The sequence below is a fragment of the Paenibacillus sp. cl141a genome (assembly GCF_900109305.1).
Taxonomy (GTDB): domain Bacteria; phylum Bacillota; class Bacilli; order Paenibacillales; family Paenibacillaceae; genus Paenibacillus_AQ; species Paenibacillus_AQ lautus_A.
Genome location: NZ_FNZO01000005.1, coordinates 350,132 through 367,824, shown reverse-complemented (window position 1 = coordinate 367,824; position 17,693 = coordinate 350,132). Strand labels below are relative to the sequence as shown.

The following is a 17,693-nucleotide window of genomic DNA, read 5'->3' as shown; positions in this document are numbered from 1 at the left end:
ACAGCAATATTCATACAGGCGCTCTTGTCGGTCATCGATAGGGGCGCCCTATCCTATTTGAAGGGAAGAATACACTTGCGAAGCGTGATGGAGCCAACAACTGCCAGCTCGGCCGACAATTCGGGAGCGGCACCCTTACTTCAAATGAAGCACGTATCGATCTCTTTTCCAGGCGTTAAGGCGTTGACCGATGTTGATTTTCAGACGACCGCGGGGACGGCCCATGCGTTGATCGGCGCGAATGGCGCGGGAAAGTCTACCTTAATGAAGATCCTATCGGGAGCGTATACCCATTACGAGGGCGAGATCTGGATCGATGGAAGCAAAGCGGACATCCGTTCACCGAAGGAAGCAAAGGACCTGGGCATTCAGATCGTCTATCAAGAGGTGGATACCGCGCTCATTCCGAACCTGACGGTCGGCGAGAACATCATGCTCGACCGGACGGTTCACGATATGGGCAAACGGCACTTGATCCGTTGGAAGGAGCTCCATCGGGAAGCCGAATCGATTCTTGCGCGGATGAATATCCGAGTCCCGGTCAAAAAGCTGATTTCGGAGCTGACGCTGGCGGAGAAACAGATGGTGCTGATTGCCAGAGCCGTTTCCAAGCAGTGCCGCATTCTGGTGCTGGACGAGCCGACCGCGCCGCTCAGCCATAGCGAGACGGAGCAGCTGTTCAAGCTGGTGCGCAAGCTGAAGCAGGACGGAGTCGGCATTATTTTCATATCGCATCGGCTGCCGGAGCTGTACGAAATCTGCGACGACATTACGATCATGCGGGACGGGTTGCTGGTGAAGAGCGACCGCATCGCGAATATCGATCAGCCGAAAGTGGTGGAATACATGCTGGGCTCCAAGATGGATCAGCAGTTTCCCCATATCGAGCGAGACATCGGTCCTGCGCGGTTAGAGGTAAAGGGCATGTACGACCCGGGCAAAATCAACGGCGTCGATCTGTGCATCCGCCAAGGGGAGATCGTTGGCTTGGCAGGTCTTGTCGGGGCCGGAAAAACCGAGCTGTGCCGGGCGGTATTCGGGGCTTCCGGCACGTCAACCGGCGAGATGATACTGGATGGAGAAAAGCTGCGCATCCGCTCGCCGCATGATGCCGTGCGGAACGGCATAGCGCTCGTACCCGAGGAGCGCCGCCGGGAAGGCGTATTCGTGGACGAGCCGGTGTCCGTCAATTTAACGGCCGCGGTGCTGTCCCAATTTTCCAAATGGGGTTCCTGGCTAAGTTTTGGCAGGGAGAAGCAGGCGGCGAGAGAGATGATCGAGTCGCTCGGAATCAAAACTCCAAGCGAGAGAGCGCGGGTGAGAAACCTGTCCGGGGGCAACCAGCAGAAGGTGGCGATCGGCAAATGGCTGCTGGCCGACGCGGACGTGTATATTTTCGATGAACCGACCAAGGGCGTAGACGTTGGCGCGAAGCGGGATATTTTTAAGCTGGTGGCCGAGCTGGCCAAGCGAGGGAAATGCGTGCTGTACGCTACGAGCGAGCTGTCGGAGATCGTGGGCATCACCGACCGGGTGTATGTGATGTATGACGGCCGCATCACGAAGGAGCTGACAACGCGGTCAACGAATGAAGAGGAATTATTGCTTTACTGCACAGGAGGCGGGTTGACATGAATACAGCAAGACCTGTTAAGGAGAAGCCGGCGGCTAGCTTCGCATTCGATTTTCTATACAAATACGGCACGTTGATTACGGTATTCGTACTTATTCTCGTATTCGGGACCGTTGCCGACAACTTTTTGAATACAAGCAACATTGTTAACATTCTCCGTTCGATCTCGATCGTGACGATCATTGCCGTAGGTTTGACCGTATCGCTCGCCGTTGGCGGCTTTGACCTGTCCGTCGGCTCGACGGCCTCCCTGGCAAACGCGCTGGTCATATCCATGTTCGTCTGGCACGGGCAAAACATCGGCATCGGCATCGGACTCACGCTGCTGTTCTGCCTGGCCGTCGGGTTGATCAACGCGTTTCTGGTCATCAATTTCAAGATCGACGACATGCTGATGACCCTGGCGACGATGTTTATCTTCCAGGGCGTTGCCCTGACGTATACCCGGGGCGCTACCATCTCCCAGAATATGATCATGCCGAGCGGGGACTTTGCCACCGGTAAAATTCCGGCGCTGTTCGAGAAAATCGGGCAGGTGCCATGGATCATTATCATTATGGTTCTCGTGGTTCTCGTGGTCCATCTGTTCCTGACCTATACGAAACACGGACGGTACATGTACATGATCGGGGGCAACCGCGAAGCGGCGGCTTTATCCGGGATCCCGGTGAGTAAATACCGTCTGATCGCTTATCTGGTCTCGGCATTGTTTGCCGCTATCGGCGGCATCATCCTCGGGGCTCGCGTCATGACGGCCGAGGTCAACTCCGGCGGACCCTATCTTATGGACGCCGTTGCCGCGACCTTCATCGGATACTCCGTATTCGGAGCCGGCAAGCCGAACGCGCTTGGGACGTTTGTCGGCGCCGTGTTGATCGGTATATTGCAAAACGGTCTGATCATGCTGTCCGTGCCGTATTATGCGATGGATATCGTCAAGGGCTCGGTGCTGGCGTTGGCGCTGGCCTTAACCTACTATAAGAAGAGACATTGATGACGAATCGGCACATGCATTGACCCAGCTAGTTCCATTCATGCTATCGAGACCATCCCTCCCGTGATCCTGATCGGGGGCGGATGGTTTTTTTCATGGATAGTTTCTAGAGGTGGCAACCTATGGGTGGACTTGAATGCAGAGACTTATTCTAAGGGCGAATCCGGCGATATATCCATCATTTGGTTATTTAGTTGACGGACGCAGCGGGTATTCATTATCCTGTAGAAGACTGGTTTAGCATTGTACATACATTTCCCTCTTATAAAGAGAAAGGGGACTCATCATGAAAAAAACAACCTTCATACAACCGGATCCCAAGTCCTGGCTGGACACGTTTCACTTTGAAATTCCGATAAAGATTAGGTACTGCGAAACGGATATGCTGGGTCATGTCAATAACGTCAGTTATTTCATGTATTTTGAGCAGGGACGCATTGAATATTTCGAGAATCTGGGATTGACCGACGAACTGTTCGGCGAGCAAAAGGTGTCGGTTGTTGCGGATCTGGAGTGCCAGTATTTGGCGCAAATGTATCTGAAGGACCCGCTTAGGCTCCATGTGCGGGTGGCTGAGATCGGACGCTCCTCCATGGACATTCAATATGCGATCGTAGTGGACGGGGCCTTGAAGGCAGCCGGCCGCGGGACCATCGTGCTCATCGAGACCGCTTCAGGCAAGAGCACGCCGATTCCGGATTCGGCACGCGCACGAATTTCGGCTTTTGAAGGATGGATGTAAGCCAACGACAACGATCTATCAGGAACAAAATGAAGAAGGGAAGGGATAAGGGATGAACATCCGTTTTGCCATTATCGGCACAAACTGGATCACCGAGAGGTTTCTCCAGTCGGCACTGGAGACGGAAGAATTTATTCTGGCAGCCGTATACTCCCGTACGGAAGAGAAGGGCAGGGCTTTTGCGGCTAAGTACGCGGATCCCAAGGTCTACACGGATCTTGAGGCGATGGTGCAGGATGACGAAATTGATGCGGTATACATTGCGAGCCCGAATTCCTATCATGTAGATCAGGCGATATTATGCATGAACCACGGGAAACACGTCCTCTGCGAGAAGCCGATGGCTTCCAACGCGGTTGAAGTGGCCGCAATGATCGAAGCTGCGAAGAACAATGACGTTCTGTTGATGGAAGCGTTGAAGTCGACGCTGATGCCGAACTTCAAGACCGTCCAGGACAACCTGTACAAGCTGGGCCCGATACGGCGTTATTTTGCAAGCTATTGCCAATATTCCTCCCGCTATGACGCGTTCAAGCAGGGGACGGTGCTGAATGCGTTCAACCCTGAATATTCCAACGGTTCTTTGATGGATTTGGGGATCTATTGCCTGTACCCGATGGTGACCCTGTTCGGAAAACCGGACACGGTGAAGGCCTCCGGCTACATGCTGTCTTCCGGGGTTGACGGCGAAGGCAGTCTTCTGTTGTCCTATCCCGAGATGGATGCCGTCATCATGCATTCCAAAATCAGCGATTCCTACGCCCCAACCGAAATTCAGGGCGAGAACGGCACGATGATCATCGACAAAATCAATCAGCCGTACGATGTGAAGATCCGCTACAGAGACGGCACCATCGAGAACGTGACCCAGCTGCAAACGCATGAATCGATGTATTACGAGGCCCGGGAATTTATCGATTTGATCCGGTGCGGCGAACGGGAAAGTTCAATCAACACCCATGCCAACTCGCTCGTTACGGCCGAAATTATGCAGGAAGCCAGAAGCCAGATCGGACTGCGTTTCCCGGCGGATTCCCGCACCGATATATGATATTTGTCATACTCCCGAAATGACGTTTATGACTACGACGCGCATGACATTCTATCTATACTTTAGTTAGACAAGTGCGTGATAGCTAGATGACGTCCTTGCGCTTCATTTCGAGGAGGAAGACAACTATGGCTAAACCCGATAACAAATTGTCCAGCTTGAAAAAGAACGTTGCCCCCTATGAAGAAATTGACACAAAGGCGAGTATAGGTCAGCTTTTCAATACACTGGTTCCCTTGATACTGCTATGGTATGCAGCCTATTTAAGTTTATCCGTATCGTACTGGCTAACCATTCCCATAGCTGTGATTGCTTCGGGGTTTGTTGTCCGGACGTTTATCATATTCCATGACTGCTGTCACGGATCTTTCTTCAAGAGCCGCAAGGCTAACAAAATTCTCGGTACGATTACGGGCGTGCTTACGCTGTGCCCTTACGAGCAATGGAAGAACACCCACGCGATCCATCACGCGACGAGCAGCAATCTCGATAAGCGGGGAATCGGCGATATGTGGGTATTAACCGTTGAAGAATATGGGGCAGCTTCCTTTTGGCAGCGTCTATACTACCGGGTGTACCGCAACCCGATCGTGATGTTCGGTCTGGGTCCCATCGCCATATTTCTGATCTCCTATCGTTTCAACCGCAAAGGCGCGAGACGCAAGGAAAAAATCAGTAACTATACAACAAATATTTTGATTGTCGCTTTGTATGCATTGCTGTGCTGGGCGATCGGATGGCAGGCTTTCCTGCTCGTTCAAGCTCCGATCTTCATGGTTTCCGGGATGCTTGGCATTTGGTTGTTCTACGTGCAGCATCAATTCGAGGAAACGTATTATGAGCATGATGAAGAGTGGAGTTATATCAATGCAGCCGTAGAAGGCAGCTCTTATTACAAACTTCCGAAGGTTCTGCAATGGATCACGGGCAACATCGGCTTCCATCATGTTCACCATTTGAGCCCGAAGGTGCCTAACTATAACCTGGAGAAGGCGCATGAAGCCGCTCCTCCGCTGCAGAAGGCAACAACGATTACGCTGAAGACCAGTCTGAAGTCCATTCGTTTCCGTCTGTGGGATGAAGAGAAAAAGGTGTTTGTCACCTTTAAGGAAGCGCGTCAGTCGCTTCGCAAGCCGCAGGAATCGGCATTGACGAGGGCGGAGAAGAACCTGGCGAGCCCAAGACCCAGGGTCCAGCGCGAATAGATTCCTGAGTCATGATGCTATAATGGATCACGGATTTGCTAAGGCTAGTAAATGAATGAAGCTTGAACCGACAGAAGGTGGGACTCCATGCAGAAATGGTATCAGATCTTTCATAAAAGCACGGGACTGAGCCCTTACGTATGGGTTGTCTTCTACATCCTTCCGTTCTATTTCATCTTCCGGTCGACCTCGACCTATCAGATCGTGATCGGCGTTCTGATGATCGTGATGTTCTTCGCTTTTTATGTGCTGTCATTTCTGTCCAAAGGCTGGCTCGTCTATTTCTGGACGAGTCTGCAAATTTTAATATCGATTGCGATGTCCGTGGTTTTCGGATATATCTATTTTTCGCTGTTCCTGGCATTCTTCATCGGGAACATCAAGAATAAGGCCGGGTTTATCACGCTGTACTCCATCCACTTGGTTACAACCATTATTACGGTGAATTATGGATTGTTAACGCGGAATCCGTTCTTCATCACGCAGCTGCCATTCGTGCTTGTGAGCGTGGTAGGGGTGATTCTGCTGCCTGTGACCAACTATAACCGGAATAAGAACGATCAGCTGCAGGGCCAGCTGGAGGATGCAAACAAACGGATTTCGGAATTGGTGAAGCTGGAGGAACGCCAGCGCATTGCCCGGGATCTGCATGATACGCTGGGGCAAAAGCTGTCTCTTATCGGCCTCAAAAGCGATTTGGCCGGCAAGTTGATGAAGCAGGATATGGAAAGGGCCCAAGCCGAGATCAACGATGTCCGTCAGACGGCCCGGACCGCACTGAAGGAAGTGCGCGAGATGGTGACGCGGATGCGGGGGACCCGGCTTGCGGATGAAATATTCCGTATTCGGCAAATCCTGAAGGCGGCGCAGATCGAGTTGACCTTTGAGGGTACGCTGGAGCCGGAGAATCTGTCGTTAATGAACGAAAACGTGATCAGCATGTGCCTGAAAGAGGCCGTGAATAACATCGTGAAGCATAGCAATGCCACGACCTGCTCCATTGTGATCGAATCCACGGAAACGGATCTGATTGCCAGGGTGAAGGACAATGGAACCGGGTTCGTGACGGACGCGAAAAACCGCGGCAACGGGCTGCGGGGAATGAGAGAGCGGCTTGAATTCGTGAACGGAAGCATGGAGTTTGCTTCAGGCGAGGGGACTACGCTTGTCCTGCGAGTCCCTAATGTGCTCAGAATGCCGGATAAGGAGGCGGGAATATGATCCGAATCGTCATTGCCGAAGATCAGCGGCTGCTGCTTGGAGCTCTGGCCTCGCTGCTGGATCTGGAAGAGGATATGCAGGTGGTCGGGACGGCGGGCAACGGCAAGGATGCCGTACAGCTTGTCAAACTTCATATGCCGGATATCTGCATCATGGATATTGAGATGCCGATCATGAACGGGCTTGAAGCCGCCGAGGAGATCAAGGGTTATGGCTGCAAGGTGATGATCTTGACGACCTTTGCCCGGCCCGGGTATTTCGAGCGTGCCGTGAAAGCGGGCGCCAACGCTTACCTGCTGAAGGACAGCCCGAGCGAGGAGCTGGCCGCGTCCATTCGCAGCATTATGGCAGGCAGGCGTATCTACGCCTCCGAGCTGGTGGATGAAGCGTATTCCGGTGAAGAGAATCCGCTGACGGAGCGGGAAAAGGAAGTGCTGGGCCTCATCGCGGACGGCAAGAATACGAAGGAAATTGCCAATCAGCTGTTTATAACCACGGGAACCGTGCGTAATTACATTTCCGTTATTCTTGATAAGCTTGGCGTCAGCAACCGGATCGAAGCGATCACGCGTTTCAAGGAAAAAGGCTGGTTTAAATAGTGCAAAGAAGAAGCAAAACCCCGCGGTTGCAGCCGCGGGGCTTTTTTTGTGCGCTTAAGAAAAACGAAAACAGGGAGAAGTTGAATATGCTGTTTAAAATAATGGATTTTTTTACCTGGTATTGTATGCATTAAACTGAATATTTATTCACTTTATTGAATTGGGATTCGATTGTGGATAGATTTTATATTTTTTGGAAACAATGAAAACGCTAATAAAATTAAGCCTGTATTTAAGTGATACAACTCAGCAATTAATGGATAATCAAGTAAGAATATTGCTGAGACTTTGTAAATGTATGCATTTTTATGTATAATAGAAATGATTGCCAGAAGTCAAATTTGAGGAGGAGGAGGTCTTCTATGGACCATATGATGTTTGAGGTTGGAACTGCCCTGATTCTGGTTGCTATAGCCTCCGTAATTGCTGGAAAGCTCAAGTTCTCGATCATACCGTTCTTGATTGTGCTCGGGATGCTTGTCGGTCCGCATGCACCAACGATAGGGATTCTTGACTTTAAGTTTATTGAGAGCCAGGGGATCATCGATTTTCTGGGACAGATCGGTATTCTATTCCTGCTCTTTTACCTTGGTCTTGAATTTTCGGTTCAAAAATTGATCAAGTCCGGACGAAACATTGTAGTAGGCGGAACCGTATATGTAGTATTGAACTTCGTGCTGGGTGTGGCTTACGGTTTCGTGATCAATATGCCTCTGTACGAGACGCTGATCATTGCAGGGATGCTGTCGGTTTCTTCCAGCGCCATCGTCGCTAAGGTGCTTGTGGATCTGCGGCGCACGGGGAATGCGGAGACGGAACTCATACTCGGCATGATTTTGTTCGATGATATTTTCCTTGCCGTGTTCTTATCGATTATGTCGGGACTGCTATTAGGCGGGGCTACATCGATAGGGGCAACGATCCTCTCGGTTTGCATTTCCATAGGTTACATGCTGTTGTTCTTTGTTATTGCGAGAAAAGGTCCGCCCATACTTAACAAATTGCTGAATATTACGTCCAGCGAGATTTTCATTATCGTTGTGTTCTCGTCGATGTTCTTTATTGCCGGGTTTTCGGAGACGCTGCACGTAGCTGAAGCGATCGGCGCGCTGCTGTTCGGACTGGCTTTATCGGAGACGGATCATAGTGAACGGATCGAGCAGCTGGTCATACCTTTCCGTGATTTCTTTGGAGCGATCTTCTTCTTCAGCTTCGGTCTCGGCATCGATCCGACCACGCTGGGGAATGCGTTATGGCTGGCTCTTGGCGCCGTGGTACTGACCATAATCGGCAATCTGGTCGCAGGCATGATAGCGGGGCGCAAGGCCGGTCTATCGCATAAATCGTCGCTTAACATCGGATTGACTATTATGGCGCGCGGGGAGTTTACGATTATCGTTGCAAATCTGGGACTCGCCGGCGGACTGTCCGCTATGCTGAAACCATTCTCGGCCCTCTATGTTCTGATTCTCGCGATTCTTGGGCCACTCCTGGCGAAAGAGTCGAAGCGCGTGTACCGTGGAATGAATAAAATATTCAAATGGAGCGATCCAGTGGAGAAAGTGAAAAAAAGGAATGCATAGGGAAGCCCGGGATGATTTACTTTCTTCCAACTAATCTATATAATCTAGAGATTGAATTAACCCCAGAACGGAGGATTTACACATGAGTATTATTCGCGAATCTGATCTGCCGGGTATCGGGAAGAAGTTCCTTATTCAGGCGAGATCAGGGGATAAGCTGGTTGTTGTTATTCATGACGATGGCCGCAGAGAACTGTACCACTTTGAAGATGACGATCCTGAGGAGACCATCTCCCAGATTACATTAGAGGATGACGAGGCAAGACAAATCGCAGGCATTATCGGCGGCATGACGTATAAACCGAAAGCGCTGGAGACCATCGAAGTGACGCTCGAAGATTTGATCATCGAATGGGCGCGAATCGAGCCGCATTACAAATGCGTGGGACAATCCATTGCAGGGCTTCAGGTTCGTCAACGTACTGGCGCTAATGTATTAGCGATTGTGAACAAGAAAGAGCAGAAAATCAATCCCGGTCCGGACGACATCCTGACGGCGGGATCGACGCTGGTGCTTGCTGGCGAGCGCAAGCAGATCAAGCAGCTGAAAGAACTGCTGGTCAACGGCTAATAACGAACGAATAGCTTCACAGGTCTTTAGTTGATCCTGTCGTAACACGTAAGCAGCAAGCTCCTCCATGGGTGAGGGGCTTGTTTTTTTGCGTGGATCCTTTAATTTTGAAATTTTCCGCGAAATGATCTATTTTTGATAGTTAGGCTATCATTTTCGAGGAAGAGGGGGCTGTCACGCGTGGCTGCCAACGAGTGGGGAGCGGACGGCATCAATGTCAATCTGATCAGTCCGATCGCGCTGACGCCGGGCGTAGAGCAATGGAAGCAGGCCTTTCCGGAAGCGTATCAAGAAATGGTCGATAAGATTCCGCTCAAAAAAATGGGCGATCCCAAGCAGGATATCGGTCGCGTGGCCGTGTTCCTGGCTAGCTCCGATTCCGATTACATGACCGGCCAAACGCTGATGGTGGACGGCGGTTCCATCATGCTGAGATAATATACGATGCCGATTTTCTAAAAAAAGCGCCAAGGGCTGTGCCCCTTGTGCGCTTTTTCTGTTTAATGACCGTAGGCTACGGGTTATGGATAACCATGGAGGACCGGCTATTTCCGTGCCACGATCATAAACCGTGCGGAATTCGTCCGGATTCCGCGATCTGTGCGATGCTCTTCGATGAATTGCTGCAGGATGCGGAAATCCGATTCCTCCTGTCCGAATCCGGGAATGATGGGCGTGTGCTTGAGCAGGAAGATAAGATCCTCCTCACGCTCATAGTACTCGACGGCATCATATTCGGCGCATTGGATATCGCGAAACCCTGCGAGTTGAAGTTCCCTCTTGTATTCCTCCATTAAAGCGCCGTCTTCGCGGGAATTTTGTCCTCTGCCGAAGGCTTGGGCCAGATTAGCTTTATCGCATTCGCGAACCTGCTGCGTTAGAAACACGCCATCATCGGTTAATACCCTGGCAACCTCCGAAGCACGGAAAGGGGAGTGCCGGCATGAAATCAAATCGAAAAACGCCTCCGGGAATTGAAGCACCCTTGCATCCATCTGGATAAAGCGTACGTTGGAAGCCGCAGCCTTCCGTTTATTACTCCGGGCAGTCTCTATCATCGCATGGGAAAGATCGATTCCAACCAGCAATGCCGCCTTCGAGGCGATGGACAACAAGTTCTCTCCGCCTCCCGTGCCGATATCCAGCAGAGCGTCGGATGATGTGCACCGCTTGCTAACCTCATCGTAAAAATTCCACTCCACGCCTTCCGAGATCCATCTGACCTTGCTGAAATCCCAGCCGTTTAGGGCTCCTACGATATCATAAAATGACTTGTATTCCTGTGATTTCATATATATGGTTCACCTTTTCAATTGAGATAAAATGGGATGCTGACAACAGATCGTCTCTTATTCGTTCGCCCAGTTACTGTGATTCTGGCTAGGCCCGGTCCAGTATGATAGACCGGGCCTAGCTACTTCGAACGGCAAGGATCCTAATCAGCATCCCATTCACCCCAATTCTGAAAGATTATTTTTAAGAGATAAGAAAAGCATAAGCTTCAGAGGCTTACCATCCTTATTTCGCAAGAAAAACTTCCGCTATACGCGGTCTGTCTTCTGAGAAAGTACGTCGATAGATATTTTTCTTATTGTAAGACCAAGGATTCTTCGGGATCAAGGAGAATTTTATTAGGAGCATGCACCAGAATCTTAAGCAATTGATAAGAATTTGGAAGTAAGGCGTTAAGAAATGTCTACTATACTGATTGAATTCGTTTCGGTTAGGAACGAGAAAAATTCGGACTTCGAAATGAGAGGGTACTGCCATGAACAAAATGAATTCTCTGCCAAGGGAGCGTCTTCCCGAGCTGCAATTGGTCCGCGCATTCGCCATTATCGGCGTGCTGTCCGTTCACTCGACATCGTATGCCGTATCGGCCATGACGGACTCCAAATACTTTTTCATCTACAATTTTATGAACATCTTCATGAAATACGGAACGCCGACGTTTATATTTTTGAGCAGCCTGGTACTCTTCTATAATTATTATGACCGCCCTACGACCAAGAAGCTGATCGGCGGATTCTACAAAAAAAGACTGCTGTACATCATCATCCCGTATACGCTCTTTTCCGTGTTTTACTTCGGGCTGCTGCACTATCTGCATTATCAAGGCAGGCCGTTTGGCGAGACGATGGAGAGTTTTATTCAAAAGCTGTTGACGGGCAAAGCGTATACGCATCTGTACTTCGTGTTTATCAGCATTCAGTTTTATGTGCTGTTTCCGTTGGTGCTGTGGTTGTTCAAGAAGATGCCGCAGCTTGCGAAATGGGCAATACCGATTGGACTGGTGATCCAGTGGACGTTTATACTGATGAATAAGTATTATTGGCAGGTGCCGAATAAGGGAAGCTGGGCCTTGTCCTATATAGCTTACTTCATGCTGGGCGCTTTTATCGGCATCTATTATCCGAAACTGAAGGCCTGGCTTGTGATCAGCCGTGCCAACGCACAGCCTTACCGCATCGCGGCTTGGACGATGCTGTGGATCGCATGGGCAGCTGCCGGTCTCGGCCATGTGTACATTTATTTCAACAACCGTCTTCACGGAACCGGATATAATTCAACGCTGTACGAGCTGCTGTGGAATATGCATACTTACTTTGGGGCGCTTGTCCTGCTCCAGTTCGCCATTCTGTTCTACCGGGCCGGGGTACGCGGATGGACGCCCGCGCTGGAGAGACTGGGGGCCGTATCCTTCGGGATTTATCTCATCCATCCGTTCTTTCTGCTCGTCTACCGTCAATTCCCGCTAACCACGGGGAACTCGATCCTGACCCATCTGTGGTATGCAGGCGGTTTTGCGGCAGCCTTAGGCTGTTCATGGATCGTCGTGGAATTGACGGTTCGATATATACCGGGCTCATGGGTGATTTTCGGTAATATTCCGAAGGCGAAGAGATCGGGTAAGCCAACCGATACGCCGGCTGTGCCGCTTTCCGGTTCCTAGCCTGATTCGCAGCAAGAATAGGACGTATACCCGACGAGGCATGGCCATGGCGAAAGGAAACCCAAACAGCAGCATCGCCCGGCCTGACAACATCCGTGGAGCAAGAGAACGTAAAAGGCGTTATGCTGACTGCCGCTTTATGATCAAGGAGGAGCCATGTCTGGAGTTACGATACTGATGGTTGACGATGAAACCGAAATTTTGAAATTGATGGAGATTTACATCAGGAATGAGGGCTATACGCTGCTCACCGCATCTCATGGCCTGGAAGCGCTGGAGATTCTAAAAAACCATAAAGTGGATTTAATCATTCTCGATGTCATGATGCCGCAGATGGATGGCATCCAGGCATGCATGAAGATCCGGGAGGAGAACAACACGCCCATTATCATGCTGTCCGCCAAGAGCCAGGAGATTGACAAGATCGCCGGACTCAGCATCGGCGCGGATGATTACGTGACCAAACCGTTCAGTCCGCTGGAACTGGTCGCAAGGATCAAATCGCAGCTCCGCCGGTACAAACAGCTGAACAATCAATCGGTACGGGACGAGAACGAAATCCAGATCGATGAGCTGATCCTCAATGTCGCGTCCCACCGGGTAACGGTGGCCGGCAGGGAGATTAAGCTGACGCCGCGCGAATTCTCCCTGCTGCATACGCTGGCCATCAACCGCGGACTCGTGCTGAGCATGGACAAGATTTATACCGAGGTATGGAACGAGCCGTTCATGGAATCGAAGAATACGGTCATGGTCCATATTCGCAAGCTGCGCGAGAAGATCGAGAAGGATCCGCAGCAGCCGGAATACATTAAGACGGTATGGGGGATCGGTTACAAAATAGAGTAAACTTAACCAGAGGTGACTGACTTGAAAGGAATGAAGCTTCATAGCATCCGTCTGAAGATGCTGCTTATGCTGCTCGCCAGCATCGGCATCGCGGCCGCCCTGCTTATCATACTCTATGCGTTAAGCACGCTGGTCCTCTCCATTCCGGCCATCAACCCGCCGCTTGCCTGGATCGTCAATAACCTCGGTTCGAAGCCGGTTATGTTGGTCACGGGCGTCGTTCTTTTTTTGGCAAGCTATTATATGAGCACGAGGTGGTTTGCCCTGGATCTGCGGAAGGTAGAGACCGGTCTTCAGGACATCACGGCCGGACGATTCGATTCCAGAATCGAGCTCGACACCCGGGACGAAGTAGGCGCCGTCGCTGCCGGCATTAACCGCATGACCGAGCAGTTGAACGCGTACCTGGAGGAAATCACGCGTGGCCTCCGCGAGATTGCCAAGGGGAATTTCGATACCGAGATTCCTGTTCGCTCAGGCAGCCAGCTCGGCGAGGTGGCCGAGAGCATCAACCAGATGAGCAGGCAGCTTCACCAATCCATTCTGGAAGAGCGCCATGCGGAGAAAACCAAGAATGATCTGATCACGGGGGTATCCCATGATCTGCGGACGCCGCTGACATCGATACTGGGGTTTCTGGAGGTTATCGAGGAAGACCGGTACCAGGATGAAGTAGAGCTGCGGTATTACGTGAATATCGCTTATGAGAAAGCGCAGAATCTGAAGAAGCTGATCGATGACCTGTTCGAATACACGAGGATCAATAACGGGCTTCCGCTGGATATTAGGGAGATCGATATGGCTCAATTCATGAGACAGCTGATCGAGGAATTCGTTCCGTCCTTGGAGAAAGCCGGGATGGAATGCAAGCTTGCGGCGGAGGAAGGCCTCGTTATTCGGGCAGACGGCGCCCAGCTTGTCCGGGCTTACGAGAATCTGATATCCAATGCGATCCGGTACGGGGAGTCGGGGCACAGAATCGACATCGCCGTCCGCAGCGTTGGCGGTCAGGTGAACATCAGCTTCACCAACTACGGCGATCCGATTCCGGAGCGGGATTTGCCTTTCATCTTCGATCGCTTCTACCGCGTGGAGGCTTCCCGTTCGAAGCAGACCGGGGGCACGGGCCTGGGACTGGCGATCACAAAGAGCATCGTGGAGGTCCAGGGCGGCGAAATCCGGGTTCGGAGCGACCGGCAGCGGACGACCTTTGAAACCCGCTTTCCCAAAGTCGTGTAGCAGCAGTTCGCTTGCCGCACGGTGGGCGTTCGCATTGCGAAGCCATAGAGGCAGCCCGAGCGAACGCTCCCTTCGAGGGAGCGTTTTTATATGATCCTGCGAAGGGCTCCCCGCTCGCTGCTGCAAGGTCACTATGGAATTGTTCAGTTTTATTTAAGCATTCGTTAAGAACTTGCCCCGCTGTTTGATAAGATATGTTCTTTATACTTTCCTTCAGAACGTACATAAGGAGGAAGTCGGATGGAATCCTTGGGTTTCTCGAAACGGAACGCCAGGCTCGTGGTGGCATGGCAGATTATGATTGTGATGGTTGGTGTCCTTTTATTATCGGGATGCGCAGAGTTCAGTGCATTCCGTGCTAATATGCAGATTGAGGAGCGATCCATCGGCGGGGCGGCATCAGAAAGCAATCGAGACTCGTCTATTGCCCCCGCATCCTTTATCGGTCAAATATGGGGGGATTTATCGGAGGGCGTGTCTAATCGCGCCAGAATCATGACAGGCAGGCAAACGCAGAGCCGAAGCGTAACTGATTCAGCCTGGCGAATGAATATCCGCTGATGCTGAAGAGAGCGAGCCTGCTTCGGATCATCCGCGGAACTATCATAACGGGAATAGCCCGTTCATACACGCGTTGAAATGGCTCCTTTTCCGGAAGGGAGCTTTTTTTGTTTTGATTTTGGAACATATTGTCTTATAATAGCGTTTACAATATATATGCTTGTATGGGAGAGGATGGTTTCTTGTGAGTACACGCGTTTCGATCCGTAAGCGACTATTCATCGGAATAACGGCAGCCGCCTGCATTTCACTCGTCGGACTTCCGGCTCAGCAGACGCAGGAGGGCGCTCGTCCCGTATTCGCCGATGCTGCCGGAGCCGGGAGCTTTACATCCGGTCAACGCGTCACGCTTCAGCAGAGGGCTGCTTTTTTCCCTAATGCGCTTAGCAAGAACAGCCATCTGAGGAATCTCAAGGCCAGCTATTACGGGGCCAAGGGAGAATCGCTCCGGCTTCACTCCGTGAAGGGGGAAATGGCATTAATCAAGTCCGATTCTCGTGGGGACCTGTGGCTCCCGACATGGTATGTTTCCAAGGAAGCTGCCAAAGTGAACGATATTTCCCCGCTCTCGCTTCAGCTGCGCAGCAGCGGCAGCATATACCTGGCTCCCGGAAGCGCGGTGAAATGGCCGGTATCCCAGACGGGAACGTCCCTCATCGCCGTAGCCCAGTGGAAGGACTGGTACGGCGTTATGGTCGCTCCCTCCAAGTGGAAGGAAGATTACCGGATCTACCGCCCGGCGATGATGTGGGTACAAGGGAAGGACACGACAGCCAAGAAGGTGATGCCTGAAGCGCTTCTTGGTGGCAATTCGGAAGTAGCGACGGATGTGGTGCGCAACTTGACGGAGTTTCTTTTTAAGAAAGGGACCCCTTCTTCGTACGTGAAAAAGCTGCTAGGCGAACCGCAGGCGAGGGAGACATCGCGGAATCAGGAATCGAGCTCCAATCAACCGATGATTCTCGGCGAGACCTGGAGATATGAGCAGCGGGACGCCCATTATACCGTGACGTTCTCCCCATCCGGAAAGCTGAGTTCCAGCGAATGGGTAATCCCTTCGGCGGGATCCTTCGAGCGGAGTTACAATCCTGGCGATGATTACGAGTTTACCTATCGTCTGGACGTCCTGCCGCTGCGGAAGACCATAACAGCCGAGCCCGATTGGCGAAATCAGGGCAATCTGAACTTCACCTTCCTGATGGAGGCCAACGAGGATGTCCTGCTCGTTAAGGGAGATGACGGCGGGTTCAGCGGAATGCACGATAATTCTTCCTTGTATGCAATTGACCGGGGCACCGGCAAGAAACTGTGGCAGGAGGATGCCGGGTTCGGCTGGTATACGGCCATTACAGATCGGGAGCGGAAGCATGTCACGATGTACTCGGCATATAACCCGGAGGTTAAGGATTACGTGGCCCGCGTGCGGCATATCCGGTTGTCGGATGGCAACGTGTTATGGGAGGTTAAGCCCAAGAACGATTTCGGCTTGACGATGACGGCGGCGGCCGATGCGATCATACTGGATGAAGCTTTGAACATGAACGAAACCAAAAGCGTGCTGAGCGTCCTGGATCAGGATACCGGTAAGCTGCGTTGGAAAAAGACCTTGTCCGGCGAACACCGCTTGCTGAATGCAGGAACAGACGATCCGTACGTGCTCATCGAGCAAAACGGACAGCTTACCGCTTACGATCCGGTCACCGGCAAAGCGGCTTGGCATGTGAAGGTCGGCAAGAGGGTGATGGACGATCCGTTCCGAGATCCGTATTTTACCGGAGGTTATCGTTACGCTCCAACTGCGCCAGCGGATATGACAACACGATGGATGCTGCTTGGCAAGGAATGGGTTCTGCTCAATACGGAAACCGGCGTGCGCGAAGACACGTATCCGGCACTTGAGATGGAAAGGTTCGAGGTGCTGAATGAGCGGTATCTGCTGGTGCAGCGTGCGCTTGGCGGGGAGTATTTCAGCGGGGCCGCCGCTTACGAAAGCGTACTGTATGACCGCCTTGAAGATAAGGAACTGTGGACAATAAAAGGGAAGGCCACCCGTGGCGTCATCGAGGGAGCGCGAATCTATCTTGCCTTGAACGGCATTCCGGCTGCGGTAGATATAGAGAGCGGCAGCATCCTATGGAAGATGGAGACCACGTCCAAAGCGGGGGACGATCTGTCCCATCTGGTTGGCAGCAGCTACGGAATCCTGGATTCGTACCTGCTGATAAGTTTGGGAAGCGATCTTGTGGTGTTGCATAAGGAAGACGGTAGAAGCTTGGGCAGATTGCATAACGTGATCACCGGCAACGTCGATTTGCGAGAGGCCTATGCCAAAAACGGCGCGCTGAACGTAACGGATCAGGAAGTGCTCGTCGGCACGGTCAACGGAGCTTTTATTCGTTATGATGCCCGAGCGTTAAAGGAACGCTTGGATGAGCTGTTATAGCTTTTATTGATAGATGACAAAGACCGTAGGGCAGGGAGACGTCCGTAAA

The 17,693-nt window shown here is 51.6% G+C and carries 15 protein-coding genes and 1 pseudogene; 15 read left to right on the top strand and 1 reads right to left on the bottom strand.

Annotated elements, in window-relative coordinates:
- The first annotated feature begins 87 nt into the window (after window positions 1-87).
- The 10 genes and pseudogenes from BMX45_RS16955 to BMX45_RS16910 form a co-directional block, all read left to right on the top strand.
- Window positions 88-1,635: a sugar ABC transporter ATP-binding protein gene (locus tag BMX45_RS16955; RefSeq protein ID WP_254778109.1), complete on the top strand. Its 1,548-nt coding sequence runs from the start codon at window positions 88-90 to the stop codon at window positions 1,633-1,635.
- Window positions 1,632-2,627 carry an ABC transporter permease gene (locus tag BMX45_RS16950; protein WP_090910690.1) on the top strand — a complete coding sequence of 332 codons (996 nt, stop codon included), beginning with the start codon at window positions 1,632-1,634 and terminating at the stop codon, window positions 2,625-2,627. Before BMX45_RS16955 ends, BMX45_RS16950 begins: the two co-directional genes overlap by 4 nt.
- A 286-nt stretch (window positions 2,628-2,913) precedes the next feature.
- Window positions 2,914-3,369, top strand: a complete 456-nt coding sequence (locus BMX45_RS16945) for an acyl-CoA thioesterase (protein WP_090910689.1) — start codon at window positions 2,914-2,916, stop codon at window positions 3,367-3,369.
- 52 nt (window positions 3,370-3,421) lie between these two features.
- Complete coding sequence (locus tag BMX45_RS16940) at window positions 3,422-4,420, top strand: Gfo/Idh/MocA family protein (RefSeq protein WP_090910688.1); 999 nt, start codon at window positions 3,422-3,424, stop codon at window positions 4,418-4,420.
- A 128-nt stretch (window positions 4,421-4,548) separates the two neighbouring features.
- Window positions 4,549-5,625: a Delta(5) desaturase DesA gene (locus BMX45_RS16935; protein WP_090910687.1), complete on the top strand. Its 1,077-nt coding sequence runs from the start codon at window positions 4,549-4,551 to the stop codon at window positions 5,623-5,625.
- A gap of 87 nt (window positions 5,626-5,712) precedes the next feature.
- Entirely contained in the window at window positions 5,713-6,846 is a 1,134-nt protein-coding gene (locus BMX45_RS16930; protein ID WP_090910686.1) for a sensor histidine kinase, read from the top strand.
- Window positions 6,843-7,445, top strand: a complete 603-nt coding sequence (locus BMX45_RS16925) for a response regulator transcription factor (RefSeq protein ID WP_012819369.1) — start codon at window positions 6,843-6,845, stop codon at window positions 7,443-7,445. The genes BMX45_RS16930 and BMX45_RS16925 overlap by 4 nt, the downstream gene beginning before the upstream one ends.
- A gap of 362 nt (window positions 7,446-7,807) precedes the next feature.
- On the top strand, window positions 7,808-9,028 hold the full coding sequence (locus BMX45_RS16920) for a cation:proton antiporter (protein WP_009589754.1): 1,221 nt from the start codon (window positions 7,808-7,810) through the stop codon (window positions 9,026-9,028).
- 82 nt (window positions 9,029-9,110) lie between these two features.
- Window positions 9,111-9,599 (top strand): cation:proton antiporter regulatory subunit, encoded by a 489-nt coding sequence (locus BMX45_RS16915; RefSeq protein WP_009589718.1) that lies wholly within the window; start codon window positions 9,111-9,113, stop codon window positions 9,597-9,599.
- A 165-nt stretch (window positions 9,600-9,764) separates the two neighbouring features.
- Window positions 9,765-10,037 (top strand): annotated as a pseudogene (locus tag BMX45_RS16910) (SDR family NAD(P)-dependent oxidoreductase); the annotation flags it as partial.
- Between the two features lie 107 nt (window positions 10,038-10,144).
- Here the strand turns inward: BMX45_RS16910 and BMX45_RS16905 are convergent.
- Window positions 10,145-10,891, bottom strand: coding sequence for a class I SAM-dependent methyltransferase (locus BMX45_RS16905; RefSeq protein ID WP_090910685.1), 747 nt, complete (start codon window positions 10,889-10,891; stop codon window positions 10,145-10,147).
- A gap of 476 nt (window positions 10,892-11,367) precedes the next feature.
- On the opposite strand from BMX45_RS16905, the gene BMX45_RS16900 reads away from it, so the two are divergent.
- From BMX45_RS16900 to BMX45_RS16880, 5 genes are all read left to right on the top strand, one after another.
- Window positions 11,368-12,552 (top strand): acyltransferase, encoded by a 1,185-nt coding sequence (locus BMX45_RS16900; protein WP_090910684.1) that lies wholly within the window; start codon window positions 11,368-11,370, stop codon window positions 12,550-12,552.
- A 156-nt stretch (window positions 12,553-12,708) separates the two neighbouring features.
- Entirely contained in the window at window positions 12,709-13,401 is a 693-nt protein-coding gene (locus BMX45_RS16895) for a response regulator transcription factor (protein WP_090910683.1), read from the top strand.
- Window positions 13,402-13,422: 21 nt separating this feature from the next.
- Window positions 13,423-14,640, top strand: a complete 1,218-nt coding sequence (locus BMX45_RS16890) for a sensor histidine kinase (protein WP_090910682.1) — start codon at window positions 13,423-13,425, stop codon at window positions 14,638-14,640.
- 240 nt (window positions 14,641-14,880) lie between these two features.
- Window positions 14,881-15,201, top strand: coding sequence for a hypothetical protein (locus tag BMX45_RS16885; RefSeq protein WP_090910681.1), 321 nt, complete (start codon window positions 14,881-14,883; stop codon window positions 15,199-15,201).
- Between the two features lie 184 nt (window positions 15,202-15,385).
- Complete coding sequence (locus BMX45_RS16880; RefSeq protein ID WP_090910680.1) at window positions 15,386-17,644, top strand: outer membrane protein assembly factor BamB family protein; 2,259 nt, start codon at window positions 15,386-15,388, stop codon at window positions 17,642-17,644.
- Window positions 17,645-17,693: the final 49 nt, after the last annotated feature.